The sequence below is a fragment of the Legionella sp. ST3F1 genome (assembly GCF_048553315.1).
Taxonomy (GTDB): Bacteria; Pseudomonadota; Gammaproteobacteria; order Legionellales; family Legionellaceae; genus Tatlockia; species Tatlockia donaldsonii.
In genome coordinates this window covers 45,395-68,590 of the sequence record NZ_JBLZIO010000008.1, presented here as the reverse complement: position 1 = coordinate 68,590, position 23,196 = coordinate 45,395, and the positions used below count along the sequence as shown (strand labels likewise).

Here is a 23,196-nt window from a genome sequence, read left to right as displayed (position 1 = left end):
TGTAGTGTTATATTTTGTTTTCTTAATATTATGTTAATAAATAGTTGTTAAAGTTAGGTCTTATCTCAAATAGATCTTTATAGATATAGATAATGAGTAACTACCAAACTATTACAGCTCTGTTAGGAAAAAAGAACCAGGCGGTCGTGCAGGAAACTGTTGTTGCGCCTTTGGAAACTTTGCTGAACACGACAAATACCATGAGCGAGGCGAGACCCACAGCGTCTAATCAGGTAGCTAAACAGAAATTGGATGGTATGGCGGATATGTTGCGCGCTTGTTTGACACCTGACAATCCCATGCAACTCTTTAAACAAGGTTAACCTTGTAGGCCGTAACTGCTAAACAATCCCCCTGCAGGCATCGAGTATTACGGTACTCCCTCGATAACTCTATTTCAAAAAAATATCAAATATAAATATTTTTCTTTTTAGACCGGACCATTATCGTTTGCCTGGATAGCGGATTAGACAATAAATTTCTGCTGTAATCCACTTAAATTCACTAAGTTTGGTGATTCATTGAATGCTTAATCTGTTTTTTTATTTTACTTAATTGCTTGTTTTTAATCAATTACTGGGATTATTTCTAATTTTTTTCTCTCTATGCCCATCTGTTAATCAAACCATAAGGATAATTATTCTATAATTGAACTATAAATAAACACTTTGGTATTTAGCTATGGCAGATCCAATAACAGATATTGAAAGTCTCAAACAGTATATCGGACAATTATGTTACAGCAGATTGGGGAGTGATGATAAGGCGACTACAGAAATAGTGATTGCTGTTAATCGCGATACCTTCATGAATGCCAAGGAATTGGATAAGTTGTTAGAGGATGCCATTAAAATAGGCTTTGATGGCGATGAGACCGAAGTCGAAGACGAAGTCAGGGCAGAGAAGTTAAAAGCAATCGATGAGAGAATTGCAACGGTTGTGTCGCGTGTTGTGTCTGGCATTGAGCAACAGCGAGCTATTCCCAAGGATAAACGTTCTACGGCAGAACGTCTTGTTAATGACTATTTTTTTCCTGCCTTATACAAGGAAAGAACCGCTGCTGCGGTGTTGCATGATTCAATACTCGGAAAACTAGAAGACGATCCTAAAAATGCCGAATTGGTAGGCTATCAAAGTTTATTAGATGACCACATTTCTTATCTTGATGCGGTTGCTCATCTTCCGTTTGCTGCTGAGAAATTGGTTGGTGCACTGCAACAAAACAGCGGTAGAAATTATACCCCACGACAAAACGCACAAGTTATTAGTGCCTTATTAGATACTGTACAAAAAAGCCAGGAAGGTAGCTGGACCGCAGAAAAGCTGGTTCAAACAGTCAAAATAATAGCAAAAATGACTATCCCTGATTTGCCAGTCGATTCAGTTACTCTGGAAAGTATCCAGGATTTGTTGCCTGTAGTTAATGGTATTTTGGATCAAGGTAAAAAATTAGAAAAACAAAAAACGGAATTTTTCCTGGAAAAAGCAGAGGAAGCCGTAAAAGACGAAACTCCAGAACAGACGATGGCACGAGAAGCTCGGGAAAAGGCACGTATAGAACAGTCCAGTGCACGTAAAGCATTGTTCAGTGCAATGGGTGTTGAATTTCCTTCTTTAACTACTCTTTGTGTCAATTCGTTATACAAACCTATGCAGGAACTCACCCAGGCAGCAGGTAATGCGGGCGCTGCCTTAGGACAATTTTCGACCTGGGATGGCAACGATTGGGTACAATTTCTAAATGGAGTTGAAGAGGCTGGTGTTGCAATAGGAACTATTCCCAAGGAAATCAGAGATCGTCTACCAGGATTTGTTGATTATGTAAAATATGCAGGCGATGCTGTCGCTGTAGGCAGTGCCATAGTATCCGTTACTGGCGAGGTAGTAGGCGGGTTGACCACCGGTTTAGGGTCGCTTATTAAAAATAACTCGTCCGAGTCAGTTAGAAACACCGCTGATGCGATGCTGGATGCAACTGCTTCACTCTATCGCGCAGTGGGTCCTACAGCTGGAAAAGTGGCTTCCTGGGCATTATATCTACTGCCATCTCATTATACTCCCTATGTCGCTAAACAAACTCACACTTCTATGGTGAGTAGACTTTGGGGTGGACTGACTTCCCTGGTCTCTGCGCCTGTGAAGGAAAAATTTAGCGATGAGGGTGAGTTTTGGGCTCGTATACAGCCAAGTACCAGTCCTGGTGTTGCGGAAGATTTCTTTAATATTCACGCGTTAGTAAAAGCCAGTGGTTGCCCGGCATTGGAAAAAGAGTTCTTTGATGCTTATATGGCAAGGCCAGAGGTTCAGGTTAAATCGAGCTATGAGAGCTATGTGGCTTTTAAAGATGGGATTAATCCAGAAACGTTAAATACACGATTAGATACGCAACTCAAGTCATTTGCCGGTGCCAAAGACAGTGAAAAAGGCGATAAAGCAAATTATATGATCCAAAGAGTAAAAAAATTGGAGACTGAGATTAAGCGTTCTGAAAAGAGCATGGCTAATTTTAATGAATTAGCAGCGGCGATGGCCGTTAAATCAGACGATCCTAAAGTGCAAGCTTTCCAAAAATTCTATGTACGTCCTGCACTGGATAGGGCTGCATTGCATAACCAGCAAAAACAACTAATGCCGAAACTTGAAAAAGAGCTTGATAAGCTGTATGACCAGTCAAAAGGGTTAGATGAGCAGGCTAAGAAAGCCTTTTATGAAATCCCAAGCCATGTAAAATTAAGAGACATTTATAGCAAGCTAAAGGGTGGGCAACTTTTAAATTCTGCTGATGTGGTGGAGTTAGAAAAATATAAAGATGAAAACGATAGAAGCCTTAATCTTCTATGGATAGCGGAGCTAGCGGATTCTTTCCCTCCCCCAGAAGCTCCCAAGCCGCCTAAGGCCTTTACGCCTAAAGAGGAAGCACGCCAAAGCTATCAGGCTACATTGGAATCTGTCCACCCTATTTTCGGGAATATTTCTCAGAGCCTGGAAAAACAGTTAGCTGCCTGTAGAGGTCTGCGGGATTTGAGTCCGAATGATCCCCTCAAAAGCTTATGTGATGCAAAAATCAACTATCTAGAGGCCTTAAATAAAGCGGTCACCAAGCTCATGACAGATATTAAAAAGGATGATGATCTGGCAGAGGAAATAAGGAAATTAGCGGGTGGTGAAATTGATATGTCCGATGTGCTCAGTGCCCAGGCCTTATCGAAACAATTGATATCCCTTGCGTGGGAAACAGTCTTGCCAAAAAGTGGCATGCTATCCGCTTCTATGCCTGAAAAAATCCTGGCTTACGCAATGAGTAAGAATGAGCATCTAGATGGCATTGTGCAAGCGAAGGTTAAATACGAGAAAACGTTTAAAGATACACCACCTCCGCCAGAATTAATGACGCAATTGAGCAATCCTTTAACAAGCAATCAATTGGCTAATGAAGAAACCGTAAAAAGGGGAATTGGAGGCGCTTTAAATACGGTAACTGGTTTTATTCCAGGTATGGCTCAATACTACGCATTAAGTATGCCACTGGCTTATGTTATGCCCCAGGCTCTTATTGCGGATGTTGCGATAGGGGTGTTAGCTCGCCCAGAGGTACAAGAGAAACTTTTCCCTAAAGCGTTACAATCTGTTTTTTCCACAGTTGGTGGAGTAGTCGATTCTGCAAAGAATTATTTAACAGGTGTGGCCGCTGAGAAGCTGAAAAACGTTCTCTGTCCCTATTTAAATATCGAAGTGCAAAAAATTCTGGAACAAAAAGCCTTTGACTACATCTCTAAAGATCCCTCTAAGCGGTCAACGCTTAAAGCAAACGAGCGTGAGGCATTTTCAGGGTTTTACTTGCAATATCGGGCTATCAAAAAGAATAACCCTGCATTGGATAGAACTCAATGTGCTAAATATTTATTCAGTGAATCACTGAAAGGTAAACCTGAGTCAGAGCACGAAGACTTTCTTAAGAAAATAAGCGACGAGTTTGAGCGTGTTGATAACACGTTAAAAGCACAAATGCCACCTACTTCACAAGAAGCGGAATTGGAAAGAGAGTTGGAATTTTTAATGCAGAATGTTGATTTTAACTCCCCTGACGAAACTGCTCTGGTCGGCATGTGTGTTTATAACCGACTCATGATGATGCAAATGAATGCTTCAAAAGAAGTAACGGAAGAGCAAGCAAGACAATTACAACAAAAGGCAATGTCTACGCTAGGCTCTGTGCTAGAAAAGTTAGAAGAAGCAGATGCTATTAACCCTTCTACTCCTGAGCAACCGCGCACAAAAGCACGCGCTGCAGAACTTCAGGATGCAACCAAGGTGCTTGCGAAAGCCAAGTTTGAGGAATTAAGCAAGGAATTGACTGCAACCTCACAATTAATTGAGCTCAATATCAAGGACAGGAAAGAGCGATTAATACCGGAAAGCCGAGAAAACGAGCCCAAGCTTGCTGGAAGAACTGCCATAGCAGCTGAACTGGATAAATCGGTTAAAGTTGGCCCTTCAATGAGGATACTTAAAACGATTGGTAATCTGGCAACGCCAATCATTTTTTGGGCCTTTGTGGGTGTTGCTATTACTGCAGGAGGTGTTGGCCTGGGTGCGTTGACTGCTGTAGGCCTTGGTTCACCCATTGGCGCAGCAATCCTTGGGGCTATTGTAGTCGCAAAAGTAGCTTTCAACACAGTCCGGGAAGTCAGGGCTCGTGATAATGAATTTGAGGCTATTAAAGCAAGAACAGATATTTCACCTTTCCAAAAAACACTTTTAACAGGTTTGAATTATCTGAAGTGTTTCGGCATTGGCTTAGTAAAAGCAGTCGTTACAGATACTATCTATAACAAAGTATCCGGTATCTTTACTTCTGGCGTTAAACCGATTGTCGATACTGTGGCAGAAGCGCGTGATTTGGTTCGAAAACATCCAAAGGTAGAAACCGTGGTGGACGAAATGGAACTTCTGTCTACATTAAAGACAGACTTAGACACCTTTCATCAATTGGTTAAGGATCAAATTGCAGCTAAGGAAAAAGTTGGGTTTAGTGCTACTAAGCCTAATCCCAAAGACTACACGAGACAATCCTCTTATGACGCAGATGTCAAAGCTTATGAGGAAATGCAAGCGCGAGCCAATAAAATAAAGGAAATGGGTGAGCAAATTAAAGCACAATTGGAAACTGCCCAACAAGCGCTCGCAACATCCTCTGATGGTGATGTCAGATGGAAAGGAACGGTGAATCCTGTTAATGATGAGTTGGAGGGTTACAAGGCTGCATTTGGCAAGATCAATAAGGCAATGGAAGATGTAGAGCTCATTCATAGGGCAGAGGTTAGAATGCAACCTGAGAAAAGTGAGCATGAAGTAAAAGCCAAAAATTATGCGAAAGAAGCCAATAGACAACTAGAAGTAGTAAAACAAGTTGCGACGGGTATCCAGGTAGAGCGGGAAAAGTTTTCTACGGATGATCTGTTGAAAAATAATAAGAAAGAATTGAAAGAAATGGCTGTCAGAGTGCGTCAAACAATTCGCGAGTTGACTGCCGGTGCAGAAGTAGTGGAAGAGCAATATCGAAGCTCATACGAAGAAGCTGGCAAAGCTGGCGAGGTGGGGCATCTTTCTACTCTGACTGCAATTACAGGGCCTACGCTGACAGCCAGCAATCAAGCCAAGAAAGCGTGGGAATCTGCAAAAGAAGTAGTCACTGAGTCTCAACAATTTTTAAAGACTATAGAGACAGAACTAGCTCGAATTACTCACGAGACTGTTGTGGGTCATACTGCAAAAGTCCATGAACACTTGGAACAAGCCGCACAAGCTTCAAAAGAAGCATTGGGTGAGCGAGGAACATGGGGTGAGCAGAGACTTCTTGCAGAGATCCTTGAAGATCTGGAAGAGAGTGATGACAGAGAAGAGTTTATTAATGGCTTAGACTATGAGGACATACAGGATAGTGCTGATAGTTTGCGTGAGGCGCTTGCTGTGATGGAAAACGCCACGCGCCTGGCAGCACAAGCTTATCAAGAAGCCTTTCAAGCAATCAAAAAGGAAGAGTCTGGTGTCCAACCACAGAAGGCTACTGAGGCCGCTCTTGCTAAAGCTGAGGAGGCCTTGAAGAAGGCTCAAAAAGTAGAAAAGACTGCTCGAGGCGTGCTAAAAGGCATCGATGAAGTCTTAGCAGAGATTGGTTATGTCCAAAAAGCAGAAACTCAACTTGAAAAAGCAAACAGTTCTGTTGAGAGAATAGGGCGCGAGCAAAAGAAATTCGATGAGATGCGTAAAATAGACTATGAAGCCTTGGATCTCATGATTGAAGAAGTGGGCGATGAGGTGGAGAATTACCTGGGTGCAGCCACGCGCAAATTGGTAGCGCTCGATCAAACTGTCAGTGAATTGGCTAAAACGAATCCTGAAATGCAAGAGGAGAGCGAAGCAGTCAAGGAAGCCTTGCAGGAGGCTCAGGCATTAGAACGCGATGCACGAGAATTTTTAGCAACTTTACAAACAGTAAGAGCTCAAAAGGATATTGAGGCTATCTCTGTACATACTGCAAAAATGCAGGAACATCTGGAAAAAGTATCAGGCGCTGTAAAATACGTAGAGAGTTTGCGGGAAAGATTTACAGGATTTATGAATGGGCTGAAGACGGGTGAATATAAAGACGATGAGATAGACTTTGCCTTGGAAGATATTGCCGAGACCTTGACTAAAAAAATCAGGGGGATGGAAGAAGCCACGAGAGCCGCAGCTGAGCACTATGAGCAAGTATCTCAAGCAGTTAAAGCAGTCGAACAGTCTGGCGTCGAAATAGGAGAGCTTACGCTGCTCGCTTTTGATAAAGCTAAAGCAGCGTTAGAGAATGCACAAAAAGAAGAAATTAGGGCTCGGGCACTGTTAACAACCGTTGAACAAGAAATTACTCGAATTAAAGAAACGCCCACCGTGGCTGTTGTAGAGGAGTTTGACGAGGAGGATCAGGACGAATTTTTCTCATTCGAGGACGATGAGGATGAGGAATTTGTTGACGCTGTGGAAACCCATGATTTGGTGGGGAGTAAGAAGGTCGTTGGTGCTGAGGAAAACTCAACAAACGTGGAGGCTCAAAAACTAACTACTTTAAAGGATACCCAATCCATCCTTAAAGAGCATTTACGAGAACATCGAAAACAAGAAGATGAGGAGCAAAATACTCCAGCTTCTCCCGCAGCATAACTATAGAATGAGCTGGTGATTCTAGAATTAACCAGCTCTAATGCTATCAACTTTGATTGGGGAAGGTTGTCTTAATAGGTCAGTAAATAAGTTTCGAAATCTTTTTTAAACTCATTGCTGGCCTGATAGTGGAACAACGCGATATTGATATCACTCAGTAATTTAATATCTTTCCGATTAACGGCAACAGCAACCCCCAAACCTAAATACAAGGGCTCACCAACAAATTGGATTAATCCCGCTGAGTGAAGATGCCAGTGTTCCGCAATATGATGAGGCATCAAGGCGAAGTCTATTTTTTTTCGCAGCAGTGCCTGAACCAGCGTGTCATGTTGCTTAAACAAAATTATTTTTGCATTCAATGTTCCAAGCTGCTCAATCTGTTCTGCTAATGCCTTGTCAGCCATACCAATTTTTTTCTTGGAGAAGGTCGCTATTTCACTTGATTGTTGCCCAACTTTTCTTAGCGAGACAAAACGCACTTTACTGGCCAGATAGGGTGATGAAAAATTGACCTGATTAGCGCGAGAAACCGAAATAAGAATGGAGCTGGCTGCCACATTGGCCTCACCATGTTCTACGGCGTCTAGCAAGTGTCTGTCCAGAATAGGCACAAACTGGCAAGGGCGCTTTAACTCCTTGCAAACATATTGCATCATCGCGATATCAAAACCATGGAAATGTCCCTGGGCTTCCTGAAGGACAAAGGGCGGATCATAAACTGAAACTGCAATTTTTAATGGAGTCCCATATAGGGGCATACTCAGCAAGACAATCAGCACAGTCAGGTAGCGAATTGCTTTCATCAGGCTCATCCTGTTGCCATCATACTTTTGAGTTTATCACAAGATTCGCAAAAGAGATTAAGAAGGGAGGTTATTTCCTTGAGTTAAAGGCTAGAGAGCACCTTTTCATCAATGATCTCGGTTTGGCCTATCAAGCTATAATCAGCAAGAGTTCATGCATTAATTGAAAATTCAGAGCTTGTGCTTTGCTAGGACAATCACTTTGATTATCAGTCAACGCTGACTATCAGCAAAAGATAGGCCTGTATTTTCGACCTACCCACTGCAAATATGGCTTGCTGGTGAAGGCATTCAGGCGATAAGGTAAGATGACGCAACTATACTATAGCTGACGAGAGAGTCCTATACAGCCGCTATTATGGCTCAAACTGGATTACAGGGAAATTGAGTTATTCTGCACGAAAGTGAGAGAGGTTAAGGAGAAGGGTTTGAAGGTTGAGTTTGCACCCAACCTTCGGTTAGAAAGGCTAAATGATCAAGACGTAGAGCGCGCCTGGGCCGCGTAATACTTGAACAAGCAGTTGTTGTTTCTTTTGCTGGGCTATCGTTTGTAACGACCTAACATTGGTAGTTGGCTGTTTATTGGCGGCAATGATGATGTCGCCTGGTCTTAACCCTGCTCGCCATCCGGCACTATTTTCAGAAGCTCCAACCACTTGTATGCCCGTTACATGCCCGTGCAAAGGAGAATCTTGTTCAAAATTCTTAAGAGCGAGGCCATAAAGAAATGGATTACTAGCTTGTAACTTTTGTTCGTGCTTTTTAATGTCGGTGACAACGGCGCTTAAAGTCATTTCCTTACCGTCGCGTTTTACCGTTATTCTGGCTTCACTGCCGACACGTAGCAGTCCAATAGTCGTTTTTACCTGAGTAGCCTGGGTTATATTCGTATCATTAATTTTGATAATGATATCACCAGGTTTTAAACCTGCCTTTTCAGCAGGTGAGTTTTCATTAACCTGTGAAACAATGGCACCCTGGAAGTCTTCTGGGTAACCCATTGCCTGAGCCAGTTCAGGAGTAAGATGTTGTACGAAAATACCCATCAGTCCACGGTGAATTGAACCATATCGAATTAATTGTTGAGCGACATCTTTTGCCATATTGATAGGAATAGCAAAACCAATACCCACATTGCCGCCATAAGGAGAAATAATGGCGGTATTAATACCAATTAACTCGCCTTTAGCATTGACTAATGCACCTCCAGAGTTTCCAGGGTTAATCGCTGCATCAGTCTGAATAAAGTTTTCTACCCCTTCAATGTTCAGATCACTACGCTTGGTGGCACTGATAATACCAAAGGTCGCTGTTTGACTATTGCCAAAGCTGTTCAAACCAAAAGGATTACCGATAGCGACAACAAAATCTCCCACTTCTGCTTTGTCTGAATCACCGATTGGCAAACTTTTGAGGTTTTTGGCTTCGACTTTTAAAACCGCAATATCTGTGTCACTGTCACCACCAATCAATTTCGCTTTTAAACGTCGGCCGTCATGTAAGGTAACCGTAATTAATGTAGCATTTCGAATGACGTGATCATTGGTAATAATGACACCGTGTTTAGGGTCAACAACAACACCTGAGCCAATGCTCTGGAATTTGCGGGGTTTTTCCGGGACTAGCTGCCTGTCCTGAGGCTCATCGCCACCTTCTTCGTCAGACGCTGCGGGATTAATTTGAATAACGCCTTGTACAGCAACGTTGACAATAGCCGGCATTGCATTTTTCAATACGGGGGCAAGGCTCGCCATTGTTTTAGCTTCTTCAGCCGATGCGGTAAAAGCAAGCATAGATAAAAGCAGGGCTTTTACTAGCATACGAATTTTATTACTCATATTCTATTTATCCTGATGTGTTGCGTTAAACCAAATGAGTGTAGCCATTCTACCCGTTTGTTGCTCCCGGCGATAGGAATAGAACTCATTTTTTTGCTCAAATGTGCATTTTTTTGACTGATAAACAGCAAATACACCCATATTATACAGGATCTGCTCCGCCAAATGGGGCAAATTGACCTGCCATTTTTTCTTTTCATTCGGAAGAAACGAGTTTGTCGCAAACGGATAGCGATCTTGGTAAGCCTGTAAAACTTCATCGCCGACTTCATAACAAGACTGGCAGATGCCAGGTCCAATCCAGGCCAGTAACTGAGTTGGTTCACTAAGCATTTTAGTAATGGTATTTTCAACGATGCCATTGACTAAACCTCGCCAGCCTGCGTGGATAGCTGCAATTTCCGTCCCCTCTTGATTACAGAGGAGAATAGGCAGGCAGTCGGCAGTCATGATTGCCAGTGTATGGTGAGGACTACGGGTAATGGCTGCATCTGCAGTACGATTTTCTTCTTCTTCAACTAACACGCAAAGATTGCTATGGACCTGTTCTAGCCATTCCGGTTCGTTGGGTAACTCCAAATGTGCTTTTAGTGCTTGTCGATTAGAAGCAACAACCTGTTTGTCATCTCCGACGTGAAAACCCAGGTTATTCGCATCAAAGGGTGGTTTGCTGAATCCTGGCGTTCGCATTGTAGTGAGGGCCGATACATTCGCCGGTGCCGGCCAATTAGCATAAAGATTAGCCAAAATAATCATCCAAAAAATTGAGAAGTGTTTGAAAATCATCAGGTAAAGGCGCTTCAAATGTCAATTGTTCCTCACTCTCGGGGTGAAAAAATGACAACAAGGAGGCATGTAAGGCTTGCCGTTGAAACTGACATAAAAGTTGTCTTAACTCTGCTGATGCTTGTGCGGGGAAACGCATCCTGCCGCCATAAAGTTGATCACCTACAACGGGGTGATTAAGATGAGCCATATGAACGCGGATTTGATGGGTACGCCCCGTCATTAACTGGACATCGAGTAAAGTAAAATCCTGATAATGTTTGCGGATCGAGTAAAGTGTAATCGCTTCTCTACCTTGTGCACAGACCGCCATCTTTAAACGATTTCTGGGATGGCGGCCGTAAAAGGTAGCAATTTCACCGCCCGAAATTAAATGGCCTTGTACGAGGGTGATATAACGGCGTTGGATTTCACGTGCTTGCATTTGCCGGACGAGATGGGTATGTGCTGTCAGTGTTTTAGCTACCACTAATAATCCTGTTGTATCTTTATCCAGTCGATGAACTATACCTGCCCTGGATAAATGCTGTAGAGCAGGGGCATGATATAAGAGAGCATTCACCAGGGTATGTTCGCGGTTACCTGCTCCCGGATGGACGACTAATCCGGCCGGTTTATTGATTACCAATAATTGCTCATCTTCATAAATAATAGCTAGTGGAATAGCTTCTGGCTGATAGATGTCACTGCTTGTCTGGGTTTCAAAAGCAATCGACAGATTAATTTGTTCGCCACCCAATACTTTGTCTTTAGGTTTGCACTGACGTTGATTCAAGGTGATAGCCCCTTCTTTAAGCCAGGTGCTTAGCTGGGAGCGTGAATAAGTGGGAAAAAGCTGCGCGAGTACCACATCAAGGCGTTGCCCGTGGTATTCACGCGGGATAATAAGCTGTTCACTAATCGAATCAGGCATAATAGTTAACGATTTACTCGCCTTGCACCAGTCTGCCACGAAGTGAATTAGGCAATGCCTCACTAATGTGAACATTGGCAAATTGGCCTATCAATTCGTGAGGACCATCAAAGTTTACAACACGATTGCACTCAGTTCGGCCTGCCAATTGCTGTGAATCTTTCTTGGAAGTACCAGTAACTAAAATGCGCTGTGTATTGCCTACCAGCGCTTGGCTATAACGTGATGCCTGCATGAGAAGACGGTTTTGCAGGATTTGTAAACGCTGCTTTTTCACTTCCATAGGTGTTTCATCCGCTAAATTAGCGGCTGGTGTTCCTGGGCGTGGACTAAAGATAAAGCTAAATGAAGTATCAAAACCAATTTCATGAACCAGATCCATCGTATCCTGAAAATCTTTGTCTGTTTCGCCGGGGAACCCAACAATGATGTCAGTCGATAGACGAATATCCGGTCTGATTTTGCGCAATTTACGGATCTTTGATTTGAATTCCATTGCTGTATAGCCGCGCTTCATCATTGACAAAATCTTATCTGAGCCGCTTTGTATCGGTAAATGGAGATGGTTAGCCAGTTCCGGAACTTCAGCGTAGGCATTAATCAAATTATCGGAAAACGCCAAAGGATGAGACGTTGTAAAGCGGATACGGCCTATGCCATCAATAGCTGCCAGATAATGGATCAACAGGGCTAAATCAGCAATTTCACCGTTATTCATGGGGCCGCGATAATCATTAACATTTTGTCCTAAAAGATTAATCTCGCGTACACCTTGAGTTGCCAAATGGTAGCATTCGGCCAAAACATCATCAAAAGGACGGCTAATTTCTTCCCCTCGAGTATAAGGAACTACGCAATAGCTACAGTATTTGCTGCAGCCCTCCATAATTGACACAAAGGCAACAGGTCCTTCGGCGCGCGGGGCAGGCAAATGGTCAAATTTTTCAATTTCCGGAAAACTAATATCGACCACCGGTTTTTTGCTGCTTAAACGTTCATTAAGTAAAGTCGGCAGGCGATGAAGCGTTTGTGGTCCAAAAACCAAATCCACATAAGGGGCGCGCTTGATAATATCTGCACCTTCCTGGCTGGCAACACAACCGCCAACACCAATCACTACATGGGGATTTTTCTGTTTAAATTCACGCCATTGGCCTAATTGAGAAAATACCTTCTCTTGTGCCTTTTCACGAATGGAACAAGTATTTAAGAGAATAACATCAGCTTCTTCAACCGACTCAGTTTTCTCCAAGCCATGTGATTGCAGCAAAACCTCAGCCATTTTAGATGAATCGTATTCATTCATCTGGCAGCCATTTGTTTTAATAAAAAGTTTTTTTGCCATAATGCTCTACTTTAAAACAATACAAATCTTATCCCTGGACACTTTGACAGTGCGTTTCTTTAATGCGTGGTAAAATGACTAAAGAAACCAAAATGCCAAGCGGTAACAAGGCCAGCGCGATATGATAAGCCTCCAGGGGGTAAACGCGAACCTTATCAACAATTTTACCTTGCCACAACTGGTCAAGAATAAAGCCAATAATAGGTTGAGCTAGTGCAATACCAACCATATTCATCATGTTCATGAAACTGAGGCCTGTAGCGACATAACGTTTGCTACATAGCTCTTTTGCCACAGCAAAGGCGGGTAAAAAGCCTGCTGAGAAAACACCAAAGAGGAAAAGCGATAGTTGTACGGGCCAACCTGCTTGCACAGGAGCATAGATAAAAAACAAACTGGTTGCCAAGGCACCAATACTGCCAATGTACATAGGCGGTTTACGTAAGCCAATACGGTTGGAATAAATGCCCCATAGTGGACTTGCTATAGCCCAACCAATAAATACTAAAGAAATATAGTTGGCAGCAGTTGCTTTGGCAAGATTTAGCTTAAACATTAAAAAGGGTACGCCCCACAATCCACAAAATACTGGTGTGGCCATGTACATCAGACCGCCATAGGCTGCAACTAACCATAATTGGCGATTTTTCACGATTGTCAACAAGCTTGGCCACAAATGTTCTTCTTCAGTGTCATGATGCGTTGTTGGCTGAGGCAATTTGTGGGGTGAATCTTTGGCAATCAGAAGGATTAGCATGGCGAGAAAAAGACCCACTACACCCATAATAATCATACTTTGGCGCCAACCATAAGTGTCGATTAATAAAGCGAGAGGTGCTTCCCCACCTATAGCGCCCAACATACCAATGGTTACCATCATTCCAGTCAAAAGGGCAAACCGTTGTGGGGGAAACCAGTTGGCGGCCAACTTCATTGAACCCACTGCAGCAAAAGCAGAACCAAAACCTATCATCAAGCGTGCGATACAAGCCATAAAAAAGTTATCGGTCAAACCGAAGGCAATTGTACTGATTGCACAAATTGTTGTTGCGATAGTGAGTAATCGCTGGGGGCCAAAATAATCCATTAAAACACCGCCTGGCAGCTGCATCGCGGCGTAGGAGTAAAAATACACCCCCGATAAGATACCTAAAGTCTGACTGGTCACTGCAAAATCCCGCATGAGCTCTGAACTCATCACGCTAGGAGATACCTGCAATAAACATTCATAGAAATAGAAAATACAGCTTAAACCCCAAACAATCCAAGGCATCAGCGATTTTAGGGTGGAATGATTCGGCGTGGCAGGTTGTGTGCTGCTATAATCCATCGACTTTATTACTCCTGATATTATTAGCTTGTTAATGACTGGAATTTATACTAGGTAATATTTTTTTAGGGACAAAATAAAAAGCTTACCAGCTTGACTACTAATTGTCTATTCTGTACGCAGTAACCAGCATAAAAATTATAGGTTTTTAGAGTCAAAGGGAAATGATTGTAAAACAAAACGCTATATAAGCCTATGGGATAAGATAGGATTTTATTAATGCAAGAGTAAAAACTACAAAGAACAGGGAAGACAACATTATCTACCTGTCGGATTGGCAAATGGCTGAGAGGCGTTAATGATTAATTTAAAACCACTTTGCTTCTCACATGAGATATTATTCGATAAATCAGAGATGTTATGCGTAAATTGATTGGGTCTGACTTGATATGTGTTATCCTACCTATCATTTTTTATGGTATATGCCACGAACATTGAGAGTTTTGGTTGGTTTATGTCTTAATTGTTTGAATTATTTACTTATGGGGCAATAAGTCTATGCAAACGGGTGAAGTTTTTTATACCATCTTTTTGATTTTTGCGGGTGCAGCTATTTTTTCGACACTGGTGCTGTATACCAAGCAGTCATTGCTTGTTGCTTATATTCTCTTGGGTGCGGTTTTAGGCCCGTGGGGATTCAAACTTGTTTCAGACGTTAGCGTCGTGCAGCAGGTCGGGGATATAGGTATCGTATTTCTACTTTTTCTATTGGGCTTACATCTACAGCCTCAAAACCTAGTCCATATGCTAAGGAAAATAACCTGGATTGCCGTTATCAGTTCAGTGTTATTTGCTATTATTGCTTACTTGATTGGTCGTTGGTTTGGATTAAGCGTGACTGAGTCATGGATTTTGGGCGCCGCAATGATGTTCTCCAGTACCATTATTGGCCTCAAATTGTTGCCAACAACGATTTTACATCATCAGCACACTGGTGAAGTCATGATAAGCGTACTCCTTATGCAGGACGTTATTGCAATCATTGTATTAATCCTGATTAATGGTGCACAGCAGGGGGCCGGATTCTCTGTAGACGATCTGATTTTGGTGGGGGTTGCGCTACCCGCATTAACTTTACTTGCGTTTGCAGTGGAGCGTTATGTTTTAGTGAAACTGTTAGCGCGCTTTGATAGAACGCAAGAGTATGTTTTTCTTTTATCCATTGGCTGGTGCCTGGGTATGTCGTTTCTGGCGCAACGATTAGGCCTGTCCGAAGATATTGGTGCGTTTGTAGCAGGTGTTGCTTTGGCGTCAAGCCCCATTTCTTTATATATCGCCGAAAGCTTGAAGCCCTTGCGTGATTTTTTCCTCGTTATGTTTTTCTTTTCAATTGGTGCAACGTTTAATTTTGGTTTTGCTGCTCAGGTTGTTATACCAGCCTGTATTTTGTCGTTTTTAATGTTGCTGGTTAAGCCTCTTTTATTTAATGTATTACTTGTTAAAGCAGGAGAGAAAAAAACAGTGGCTAGAGAAGTTGGTTTGCGATTAGGGCAGGCAAGTGAGTTTTCTCTTTTAGTTGCCAGTATTGCCTTAAGCACAAAGCTGATTTCTGAAGTTGCATCGAATTTGATACAAGCCACAACTATTTTGACATTTATCGTTTCGTCCTATTTAGTAGTGTTAAAATACCCAACACCAATTGCCCTATCGGATAAAATGCGTAAGGATTAAAAATGAAATTACTGATCATTGTCCTTTGTTTACTGAGTGAACGTTTTCTAGTGCATTCACTATCACATAATCGGTTTTATTGGTTTTCCTCCTATTATAATGCCCTTAGTCAACGGTTACCAAAAGAGGGAGGCATGGCTCATCCAGGACTGCTTATTGCGGCTATCTTGTTGCCTATACTCTTTATTTGCTGGTTGGTACTCTTTATTTTTGGTCATCTATTCTACGGATTTATTGGATTGCTGCTTAACTTAGCTATTTTTTATTATTGTTTAGGCCCTGAGAATCCTTTTTATCCGGTAAGGCAGGAAAATGAAGGGGATGAGGAGGCTGTAGCGGGAAATTATTTCGTTAAAGCCAATAATGAATTGTTTGGGGTTGTTTTTTGGTATATTGTTGCCGGTCCTTTGGCCATTCTTGTTTATCGTTTGGTATCATTGTGTAAAGGGCAGGAGCAAACAGCGAAATTGGCTCAATGGCTAACTAATCTATTTGATTGGATACCGGCAAGAATTACTGTACTACTCTATTTATTAGTAGGTAATTTTCAGCGCGGATTTCGTTTTTATATCCAAATGTTTTTTTCTGCGCCGGAAAATAATGATTCTCTCTTAAGCCAGGGGGGATTACTTGCTGCTCATAACAGTGAAAATGAGTCTGTACAGCTTCCATATGCAGAAAGTTTGGTAGAGCATGCACTAATTGTCTTTTTGGTCTTTGTTGCCGTTTTCACCTTGGGAGCGTGGTTGTAACAGCGTGAAGATATAGATTTTTTTCTAAACTTGCTGCAGTGAGAGGAGAACGGTGCGCGCAGAAGCGGAGTGTACATAGTACATGAGGATTCGAGCACCGTATCGATGAAGTAATGCTCCAATGCAGTAAAATTTTAAGGAAGTCTAATGATTTTCATAAATTGAGATGGCTAACTATGATAAATTTTATTGTTCGGGCTGTATGGGGTTGTTGTTTTTTATTTTTGACTGCTTGTATGCACCAAACCCTTACTCCACAAGTACAGTGTGGGTTGGCAAAATGCAGTTTTGCCACTTGCCAAAAAAATTGTGAAAGTAGAGCGGTAGTATGTAACAAGACCTGTCGTAATAATTGCCAGCAATGTAATGCTTATGCGAAAGAAAAGACCGCGAAAAGTTATTATCGTTATCAACATGAGCGCTATGTAAAAGGTGAAATGCTTGCTCTTGAGTTGAATTCCTTCCGTGATCCACTACAATGCCGCAAAACAACCTGTAACTGCCGGGCAGATTATCAGGTTTGCATGCAGGCTTGCGGTGGAGTAATTCATAAACGTTTACAGGTTACACCAGCTTGTTGCTAAAAAGCTTAAAGATTGACGAGGAACACATTCATGTCATATGAAAACAGTAATGATATAGATCCAATTGAAACGCGTGAATGGCTGGATGCCTTGCAAGCAGTATTTGCCAATGATGGTAACGAACGGGCTGCATTTCTGCTCCAGGAGCTTATGAATAGAGCAAATGCCGAGGGAGTGAAGCTGAAAAGCTCTATTAATACTCCTTACCGTAATACGATAAAACCGCATGAAGAACAGCCGATGCCACCTGACGAAGGCATCGGCAAGCGAATTAATGCTCTTATTCGCTGGAATGCAGTAGCAATGGTTGTGCGAGCAGGTAAATATGCCGCAGAGCTCGGAGGGCATATTGCTTCTTATGCTTCTTCCTCGACCTTATATGAAACTGGATTTAATTATTTTTTCAAAGGTCCGGATAAAGTGAAAGGCGGGGATTTGCTTTATATACAGGGGCATTCTTCACCAGGGATTTATGCCCGTGCTTTTTTAGAAGGCCGTTTATCAGAACAACAATTAGATAAATTCCGTCAGGAAGTTGAAGTTGATGGCTTGTCTTCTTACCCGCATCCGTGGTTGATGGGGGATTTCTGGCAATTTCCTACAGTATCCATGGGGCTAGGTCCATTGCAAGCTATTTACCAGGCACGTTTTCTAAAATACCTGGAAAATCGAGGATTGATGCATGCTGAAGGACGTAAAGTTTGGGCATTCCTGGGTGATGGTGAAATGGATGAGCCAGAATCTGTTGGTGCTTTATCTATTGCGGCCCGTGAAAAACTGGACAATTTGATTTTTGTGGTGAATTGTAACTTACAGCGTTTAGATGGCCCTGTCCGCGGTAATGGCAAAATTATTCAAGAATTGGAAGGTTTATTCCGTGGTGCTGGCTGGAATGTTATTAAAGTGATCTGGGGTGGACGTTGGGATCCACTTTTTGCACGGGATGATACTGGTATTATGCAAAAACGCATGGAAGAATGCGTCGATGGTGATTATCAAAGCTATAAAGCAAATGATGGTGCCTATGTTCGTGAACATTTTTTTGGCCAATATCCAGAGCTGAAAAAACTGGTAGCCAATATGTCTGATGATGAAATCTGGCGTTTAAACCGTGGTGGCCATGATCCACAGAAAGTATTTGCCGCCTATGCACAAGCAGTCAAGCATAAGGGAAGCCCGACAGTAATATTGGCTAAAACCATCAAAGGTTATGGTATGGGGGCTGCTGGTGAAGGTCAAAACATTACCCATCAGCAAAAGAAAATGACTATTGAACAGCTAAGAGCCTTCAGAGATCGTTTTAGTATTCCTATCAGCGATGAGAAAATTGCTGAAATACCCTTTTATCGTCCTGCCGATGATAGTCCGGAAATTAAGTATTTACGCAAACAGCGTGAAGCCCTCGGAGGTTATTTACCTGCTCGTACCACGGATGTTGAACCGCTAAAAATCCCTGTGTTATCAGCTTTTTCTGCGATTACCGCTAGTACGGGTGAACGGGAAATTTCAACTACCATGGCTTTTGTACGCATTCTATCGGTTTTATTGAAGGATAAAGAATTGAGTGCGCGTATTGTGCCGATTGTTCCGGATGAGTGTCGGACTTTTGGTATGGAGGGTTTGTTCCGTCAAATCGGTATTTATTCTCCAGTTGGACAGCTTTATACTCCTGTGGATCATGAACAGGTGATGTACTACCGTGAAGCAAAAGATGGTCAGATCCTGGAGGAAGGCATTAATGAAGCAGGAGCCTTCTGTTCATGGATCGCTGCCGCAACATCATACAGTACCAACAAACTGGCGATGATACCTTTCTATATTTATTACTCAATGTTTGGTTTTCAACGCATTGGTGATTTGGCTTGGGCAGCAGGCGATATGCAGGCACGTGGATTTCTTTTGGGAGGAACCGCTGGACGTACCACATTGGCTGGAGAAGGTTTGCAACATCAGGATGGTCATAGTCATCTTATGGCGTCAACTATTCCCAATTGTGTGGCTTATGATCCAACTTATGCTTATGAGTTAGCTGTCATCATTCGTGATGGTTTATATCGGATGTATGAGAAACAGGAGAATGTGTTCTACTACATTACCGTAATGAATGAAAATTATACTCACCCTGAAATGCCAGCCGGTGTTGAAGAAGGTATTCTCAAAGGCATGTATTTGCTACAGGAGAGTGAGAAAAAGAGCAAAAAGCATGTGCAACTGCTGGGTAGTGGTACTATTCTGCGGGAAGTCATCAAAGCAGCACAAATGCTTCATGATGATTTTGCAGTGACTGCGGATATTTGGTCTGTCACAAGCTTCAATGAATTAAGACGAGATGGCCTGTCTGCAGAACGGCATAATCGCATGCATCCCAATGCTAAACCACAGCAGAGTTATGTCAGCCAGCAATTAGCTGATCGTAAAGGTCCTGTGATTGCTGCGACAGATTATATGCGCTTATATGCTGATCAGATAAGACCCTACATTGCAGCACCTTACATAGTACTGGGTACTGATGGATATGGACGCAGTGATACGCGAGAGCGTTTACGCCACTTCTTTGAAGTGGATGCTAAATTTGTTGTTTTAGCAGCTTTAGATGCTTTAGTGCAGCAGGGAGAAATGCCTAAATCAACAATTGTTGATGCAATGAAACGGTATGGCATTAATAGTGAAAAAGAGGATCCAGTGACTCACTAGGGGTCCCCTCAATTCTTCTCGGCATAGCCCCGACAATTCTACACTGTTTAGTGGGGTGGAATTAATATAGAAGGGCTATCCGGGGTAAATAGATGCCCAGTTTTAAAGGATGTTCTCGTAACATTAAATTTGGTCAAATAAATTTCAGTTTACCTGTTTGCTGAGGATAACTATGGCAGATGAGATTAAGATTAAGGTCCCTGATATTGGTGGCGCAACAGGTGTTGATGTCATTGAAGTAATGGTTAAACCAGGGGATGAAATAAGCATAGATACACCACTAATTACTTTGGAATCGGATAAGGCGAGTATGGAGATTCCTTCACCCCAGGCCGGTAAAATTGGCCACTTGCAGGTTAAGGTTGGTGATAAGGTTTCTGAAGGGGATGTCATTTTGACTTTGATTGGAGAACAGCTGAAAACAGAGGAAAAATCGTCTGTAGCCGCTCCCCCCACAGCCTTGGAAAAAGAAGAAATAATACCCAAAACAGAAGAGGCAAGCCTAAAATCGCAAACTACCTTGCAACGCCAGGAAGTTAGCGTACCTGATATTGGCGGCGCAACAGATGTTGATGTTATTGAAATTATGGTGAAGCCGGGTCAATCGGTTACCAAGGATCAATCACTTATTACCCTGGAAGGTGATAAGGCAACGATGGATATTCCTTCGCCTACAGCAGGAGTTATTGAGAGTATTGCAGTAAAAGTAGGGGATAAAGTATCACAGGGTACTTTGATTCTTGCGTTAAATGTAGAGCAGATCAGCAGTGAAAAAGAACAATCATCAGGCCAGCCAGGTGAGCCAGTCCCAGAAAAAACAGTGGCACAACCCGCTGCAGTTAGTTCTGAAAAGCCTGAGATAGCTCCTGGTTTAGTAGGTACTGAAAGGGCTGGCGCGGTTGTTTCTGCGGGGCCATCCGTTCGCCGTCTAGCCAGGGAGTTAGGAGTAAACCTTAATGAAATTAAGGGTAGTGGGCGAAAATCGAGAGTTATGAAGGAAGATGTGCAAGCCTATGTAAAAGCACGGTTGAGCGAAAAGCCATCTTCGGGCAGTTTTGCATTTCCTAGCGCGCCTGCGATTGATTTTTCCAAGTTTGGTGAAGTTGAAATTAAGCCTTTGAACAAGATTAAGCGCTTGACCGGAATTAATGTTCATCGCTCATGGGTTACTATCCCTCATGTGACGCAATTCGATGAAGCTGATATTACTGAGCTTGAGGCATTTAGGAAATCGGAAGCGGAAAATGCAAAGCAAAGTGGTTTCAAGTTAACGATGCTTGCTTTTGTGACTAAGGTAGTGAGTAAAGCACTCGCAGTATACCCACAATTTAATGCATCACTGGATGCGAGTGGTGAGAATTTAATTTATAAGCGTTATTGTCATATAGGGATTGCTGTTGAAACTCCGAATGGTTTGGTAGTTCCTGTTATAAAAGATGTTGATCACCTGACTGTCAGCGACATTGCTGCAGAAATGGCACGTTTAAGTGCAAAAGCACGAGATAAAGGATTGATGCCTGCAGATATGAGTGGTGGTTGTTTCACGATTTCAAGTTTGGGAGGGATAGGTGGTACGGCGTTTACACCGATTGTGAATAGTCCCGAGGTGGCGATTCTAGGACTTTCCCGCTCCAGCATGAAACCTGTTTACGACAGAGGAGAATTCAAACCGCGGTTGATGTTACCTTTATCATTATCTTATGATCACCGGGTTATTGATGGTGCAGAGGCTGCACGTTTTACTCGATTCCTCGCTGACTCACTCAGCGATATTCGACGGATTTTATTGTAATAACCCTAAAAAAATATATATAGAAAATAGATTTTAGAACAGTATGAGGCGTGAAATGACTGCAAATATTAAAGCTGATGTAGTGGTATTAGGTAGTGGTCCTGGAGGGTATACAGCAGCCTTCCGTGCTGCCGATCTAGGCAAAAAAGTTGTATTGGTTGAGCGTTTCGATAGCTTGGGCGGTGTTTGTTTAAATGTTGGTTGTATTCCTTCAAAAGCCTTGCTTCATATTGCTAAAGTCATTGATGAAAGCCATGAAATGGCAGATCAGGGAGTCAGTTTTGGTAAACCCAAGCTGGATAGTAAAAAAATTGTTGCTTGGAAAAATTCGGTTGTTGGCAAATTAACAGGTGGCCTGAAAGTATTAGCCAAGCAGCGCAAGGTAGATGTAGTAACTGGTGTTGCGAAATTTTCAGGTACCCACCAGGTCACTGTACAAGGGGAAAATGGTACTACTACGGTTGAATTTGAAAACGCTATTATTGCTGTAGGTAGTGAATCGGTCAATTTACCTTTCATTCCTGAAGATCCACGTATTTTCAGTTCAACAGGTGCTTTGGAATTAGCTGACATTAAAGGGAGTTTACTTGTCTTGGGTGGCGGTATTATTGGCTTGGAAATGGCTACTGTTTATTCCGCTCTGGGTGTTGAGGTGACAGTTGTTGAGTTTATGGATCAATTGATGCCTGGAGCTGACATTGATTTGGTCAATGTTTTACACAAGCGCATGGCGAAAAAAGGCGTTAAGATCCTGCTTAAAACGAAAGTTACCGCGATGGAAGCTAAAAAAGAGGGTATTTATGTTTCTATGGATGGAGAGCACGCTACTGATAAACCGTTGTGCTTCCAGCAAGTCCTGGTATCGGTAGGAAGAAAACCAAATGGTGGTACTATTGATGCTGAAAAAGCGGGTGTAAAAGTTGATGAACGTGGCTTTATTAAAGTTGATAAACAAATGCGAACTAATGTTCCTCATATTTTTGCAATTGGAGATGTGGTAGGGCAACCCATGTTAGCCCATAAGGCAATCCCAGAAGGGCGTGTTGCAGCTGAAGTGATTGGCGGTATGAAACATTATTTTGATCCCAAATGCATTGCTAGTGTTGCCTACACCGATCCAGAGGTTGCCTGGACTGGATTGACTGAAAAAGAAGCTAAGGAGAAAGGAATAAACTACGAGAAAGCAGTTTTCCCGTGGGTTGCCAGCGGACGTGCTTTGAGTATGGGGCGTGAAGAAGGAATGACCAAGTTGTTATTCTGTCCCGAAACTGATCGTATTCTGGGAGCTGGAATTGTAGGGGTAAATGCGGGTGACTTAATTGCTGAAACCTCTTTAGCAATTGAAATGGGTTGCGATGTCGAAGATATCGCTTTAACTATTCATCCTCATCCGACTCTTTCTGAGTCAATTGCCTTGTCTGCAGAAATTTTTGAAGGAACAATTACGGATCTTTATTTACCTAAGAAAAAGAAAAAGTAATTTGC

At 42.5% G+C, this 23,196-nt stretch carries 14 protein-coding genes; 8 read left to right on the top strand and 6 right to left on the bottom strand.

Annotated elements, in window-relative coordinates:
- The first annotated feature begins 92 nt into the window (after positions 1–92).
- Together ACN4Z1_RS07385 and ACN4Z1_RS07380 are read left to right on the top strand one after the other, a co-directional pair.
- Positions 93–323, top strand: coding sequence for a hypothetical protein (locus ACN4Z1_RS07385; protein WP_228363883.1), 231 nt, complete (start codon positions 93–95; stop codon positions 321–323).
- Between the two features lie 358 nt (positions 324–681).
- Positions 682–7,200 carry a hypothetical protein gene (locus ACN4Z1_RS07380; protein WP_228363884.1) on the top strand — a complete coding sequence of 2,173 codons (6,519 nt, stop codon included), beginning with the start codon at positions 682–684 and terminating at the stop codon, positions 7,198–7,200.
- Positions 7,201–7,271: 71 nt separating this feature from the next.
- Here the strand turns inward: ACN4Z1_RS07380 and ACN4Z1_RS07375 are convergent, their stop codons facing one another.
- From ACN4Z1_RS07375 to ACN4Z1_RS07350, 6 genes are all read right to left on the bottom strand, one after another.
- Complete coding sequence (locus ACN4Z1_RS07375; RefSeq protein WP_228363885.1) at positions 7,272–8,006, bottom strand: transporter substrate-binding domain-containing protein; 735 nt, start codon at positions 8,004–8,006, stop codon at positions 7,272–7,274.
- A gap of 467 nt (positions 8,007–8,473) precedes the next feature.
- On the bottom strand, positions 8,474–9,799 hold the full coding sequence (locus ACN4Z1_RS07370; protein WP_370634586.1) for a Do family serine endopeptidase: 1,326 nt from the start codon (positions 9,797–9,799) through the stop codon (positions 8,474–8,476).
- A 48-nt stretch (positions 9,800–9,847) separates the two neighbouring features.
- Positions 9,848–10,591, bottom strand: a complete 744-nt coding sequence (gene pgeF, locus ACN4Z1_RS07365; protein ID WP_228363886.1) for a peptidoglycan editing factor PgeF — start codon at positions 10,589–10,591, stop codon at positions 9,848–9,850.
- A complete protein-coding gene (gene rluD, locus ACN4Z1_RS07360; protein WP_228363887.1) occupies positions 10,584–11,543 on the bottom strand; it encodes a 23S rRNA pseudouridine(1911/1915/1917) synthase RluD in 960 nt (319 codons plus the stop codon). The genes pgeF and rluD overlap by 8 nt, the downstream gene beginning before the upstream one ends.
- Before the next feature lie 13 nt (positions 11,544–11,556).
- Entirely contained in the window at positions 11,557–12,888 is a 1,332-nt protein-coding gene (miaB, locus tag ACN4Z1_RS07355; RefSeq protein ID WP_115221427.1) for a tRNA (N6-isopentenyl adenosine(37)-C2)-methylthiotransferase MiaB, read from the bottom strand.
- 28 nt (positions 12,889–12,916) lie between these two features.
- A complete protein-coding gene (locus ACN4Z1_RS07350; RefSeq protein ID WP_228363888.1) occupies positions 12,917–14,218 on the bottom strand; it encodes an MFS transporter in 1,302 nt (433 codons plus the stop codon).
- A 498-nt stretch (positions 14,219–14,716) separates the two neighbouring features.
- Between ACN4Z1_RS07350 and ACN4Z1_RS07345 the strand changes: the two genes are divergently transcribed.
- From ACN4Z1_RS07345 to lpdA, 6 genes are all read left to right on the top strand, one after another.
- Positions 14,717–15,889, top strand: a complete 1,173-nt coding sequence (locus ACN4Z1_RS07345; RefSeq protein WP_115221425.1) for a cation:proton antiporter — start codon at positions 14,717–14,719, stop codon at positions 15,887–15,889.
- A gap of 2 nt (positions 15,890–15,891) precedes the next feature.
- Complete coding sequence (locus ACN4Z1_RS07340) at positions 15,892–16,641, top strand: hypothetical protein (RefSeq protein WP_228363889.1); 750 nt, start codon at positions 15,892–15,894, stop codon at positions 16,639–16,641.
- A 176-nt stretch (positions 16,642–16,817) separates the two neighbouring features.
- Positions 16,818–17,225 carry an acyltransferase gene (locus tag ACN4Z1_RS07335; protein ID WP_115221423.1) on the top strand — a complete coding sequence of 136 codons (408 nt, stop codon included), beginning with the start codon at positions 16,818–16,820 and terminating at the stop codon, positions 17,223–17,225.
- Between the two features lie 30 nt (positions 17,226–17,255).
- The gene (gene aceE / locus ACN4Z1_RS07330; protein WP_228363890.1) at positions 17,256–19,919 is read left to right on the top strand and encodes a pyruvate dehydrogenase (acetyl-transferring), homodimeric type; all 2,664 of its coding nucleotides are present in this window, start codon (positions 17,256–17,258) and stop codon (positions 19,917–19,919) included.
- A 172-nt stretch (positions 19,920–20,091) separates the two neighbouring features.
- Positions 20,092–21,711, top strand: coding sequence for a dihydrolipoyllysine-residue acetyltransferase (gene aceF, locus ACN4Z1_RS07325; protein ID WP_228363891.1), 1,620 nt, complete (start codon positions 20,092–20,094; stop codon positions 21,709–21,711).
- Between the two features lie 55 nt (positions 21,712–21,766).
- The gene (lpdA, locus tag ACN4Z1_RS07320; RefSeq protein ID WP_228363892.1) at positions 21,767–23,191 is read left to right on the top strand and encodes a dihydrolipoyl dehydrogenase; all 1,425 of its coding nucleotides are present in this window, start codon (positions 21,767–21,769) and stop codon (positions 23,189–23,191) included.
- Positions 23,192–23,196 lie beyond the last annotated feature (5 nt).

What these genes read in the sequence shown, in the direction of transcription:
- ACN4Z1_RS07335 (WP_115221423.1), top strand. Translation starts at nt 16,818, where the DNA reads ATGATAAATTTTATTGTTCGGGCTGTATGGGGTTGTTGTTTTTTATTT.
- aceF (WP_228363891.1), top strand. Translation starts at nt 20,092, where the DNA reads ATGGCAGATGAGATTAAGATTAAGGTCCCTGATATTGGTGGCGCAACA.
- ACN4Z1_RS07375 (WP_228363885.1), bottom strand. Translation starts at nt 8,006, where the DNA reads ATGAAAGCAATTCGCTACCTGACTGTGCTGATTGTCTTGCTGAGTATG.
- ACN4Z1_RS07350 (WP_228363888.1), bottom strand. Translation starts at nt 14,218, where the DNA reads ATGGATTATAGCAGCACACAACCTGCCACGCCGAATCATTCCACCCTA.
- ACN4Z1_RS07340 (WP_228363889.1), top strand. Translation starts at nt 15,892, where the DNA reads ATGAAATTACTGATCATTGTCCTTTGTTTACTGAGTGAACGTTTTCTA.
- rluD (WP_228363887.1), bottom strand. Translation starts at nt 11,543, where the DNA reads ATGCCTGATTCGATTAGTGAACAGCTTATTATCCCGCGTGAATACCAC.
- aceE (WP_228363890.1), top strand. Translation starts at nt 17,256, where the DNA reads ATGTCATATGAAAACAGTAATGATATAGATCCAATTGAAACGCGTGAA.
- ACN4Z1_RS07345 (WP_115221425.1), top strand. Translation starts at nt 14,717, where the DNA reads ATGCAAACGGGTGAAGTTTTTTATACCATCTTTTTGATTTTTGCGGGT.
- miaB (WP_115221427.1), bottom strand. Translation starts at nt 12,888, where the DNA reads ATGGCAAAAAAACTTTTTATTAAAACAAATGGCTGCCAGATGAATGAA.
- ACN4Z1_RS07385 (WP_228363883.1), top strand. Translation starts at nt 93, where the DNA reads ATGAGTAACTACCAAACTATTACAGCTCTGTTAGGAAAAAAGAACCAG.
- ACN4Z1_RS07370 (WP_370634586.1), bottom strand. Translation starts at nt 9,799, where the DNA reads ATGCTTGCTTTTACCGCATCGGCTGAAGAAGCTAAAACAATGGCGAGC.
- lpdA (WP_228363892.1), top strand. Translation starts at nt 21,767, where the DNA reads ATGACTGCAAATATTAAAGCTGATGTAGTGGTATTAGGTAGTGGTCCT.
- ACN4Z1_RS07380 (WP_228363884.1), top strand. Translation starts at nt 682, where the DNA reads ATGGCAGATCCAATAACAGATATTGAAAGTCTCAAACAGTATATCGGA.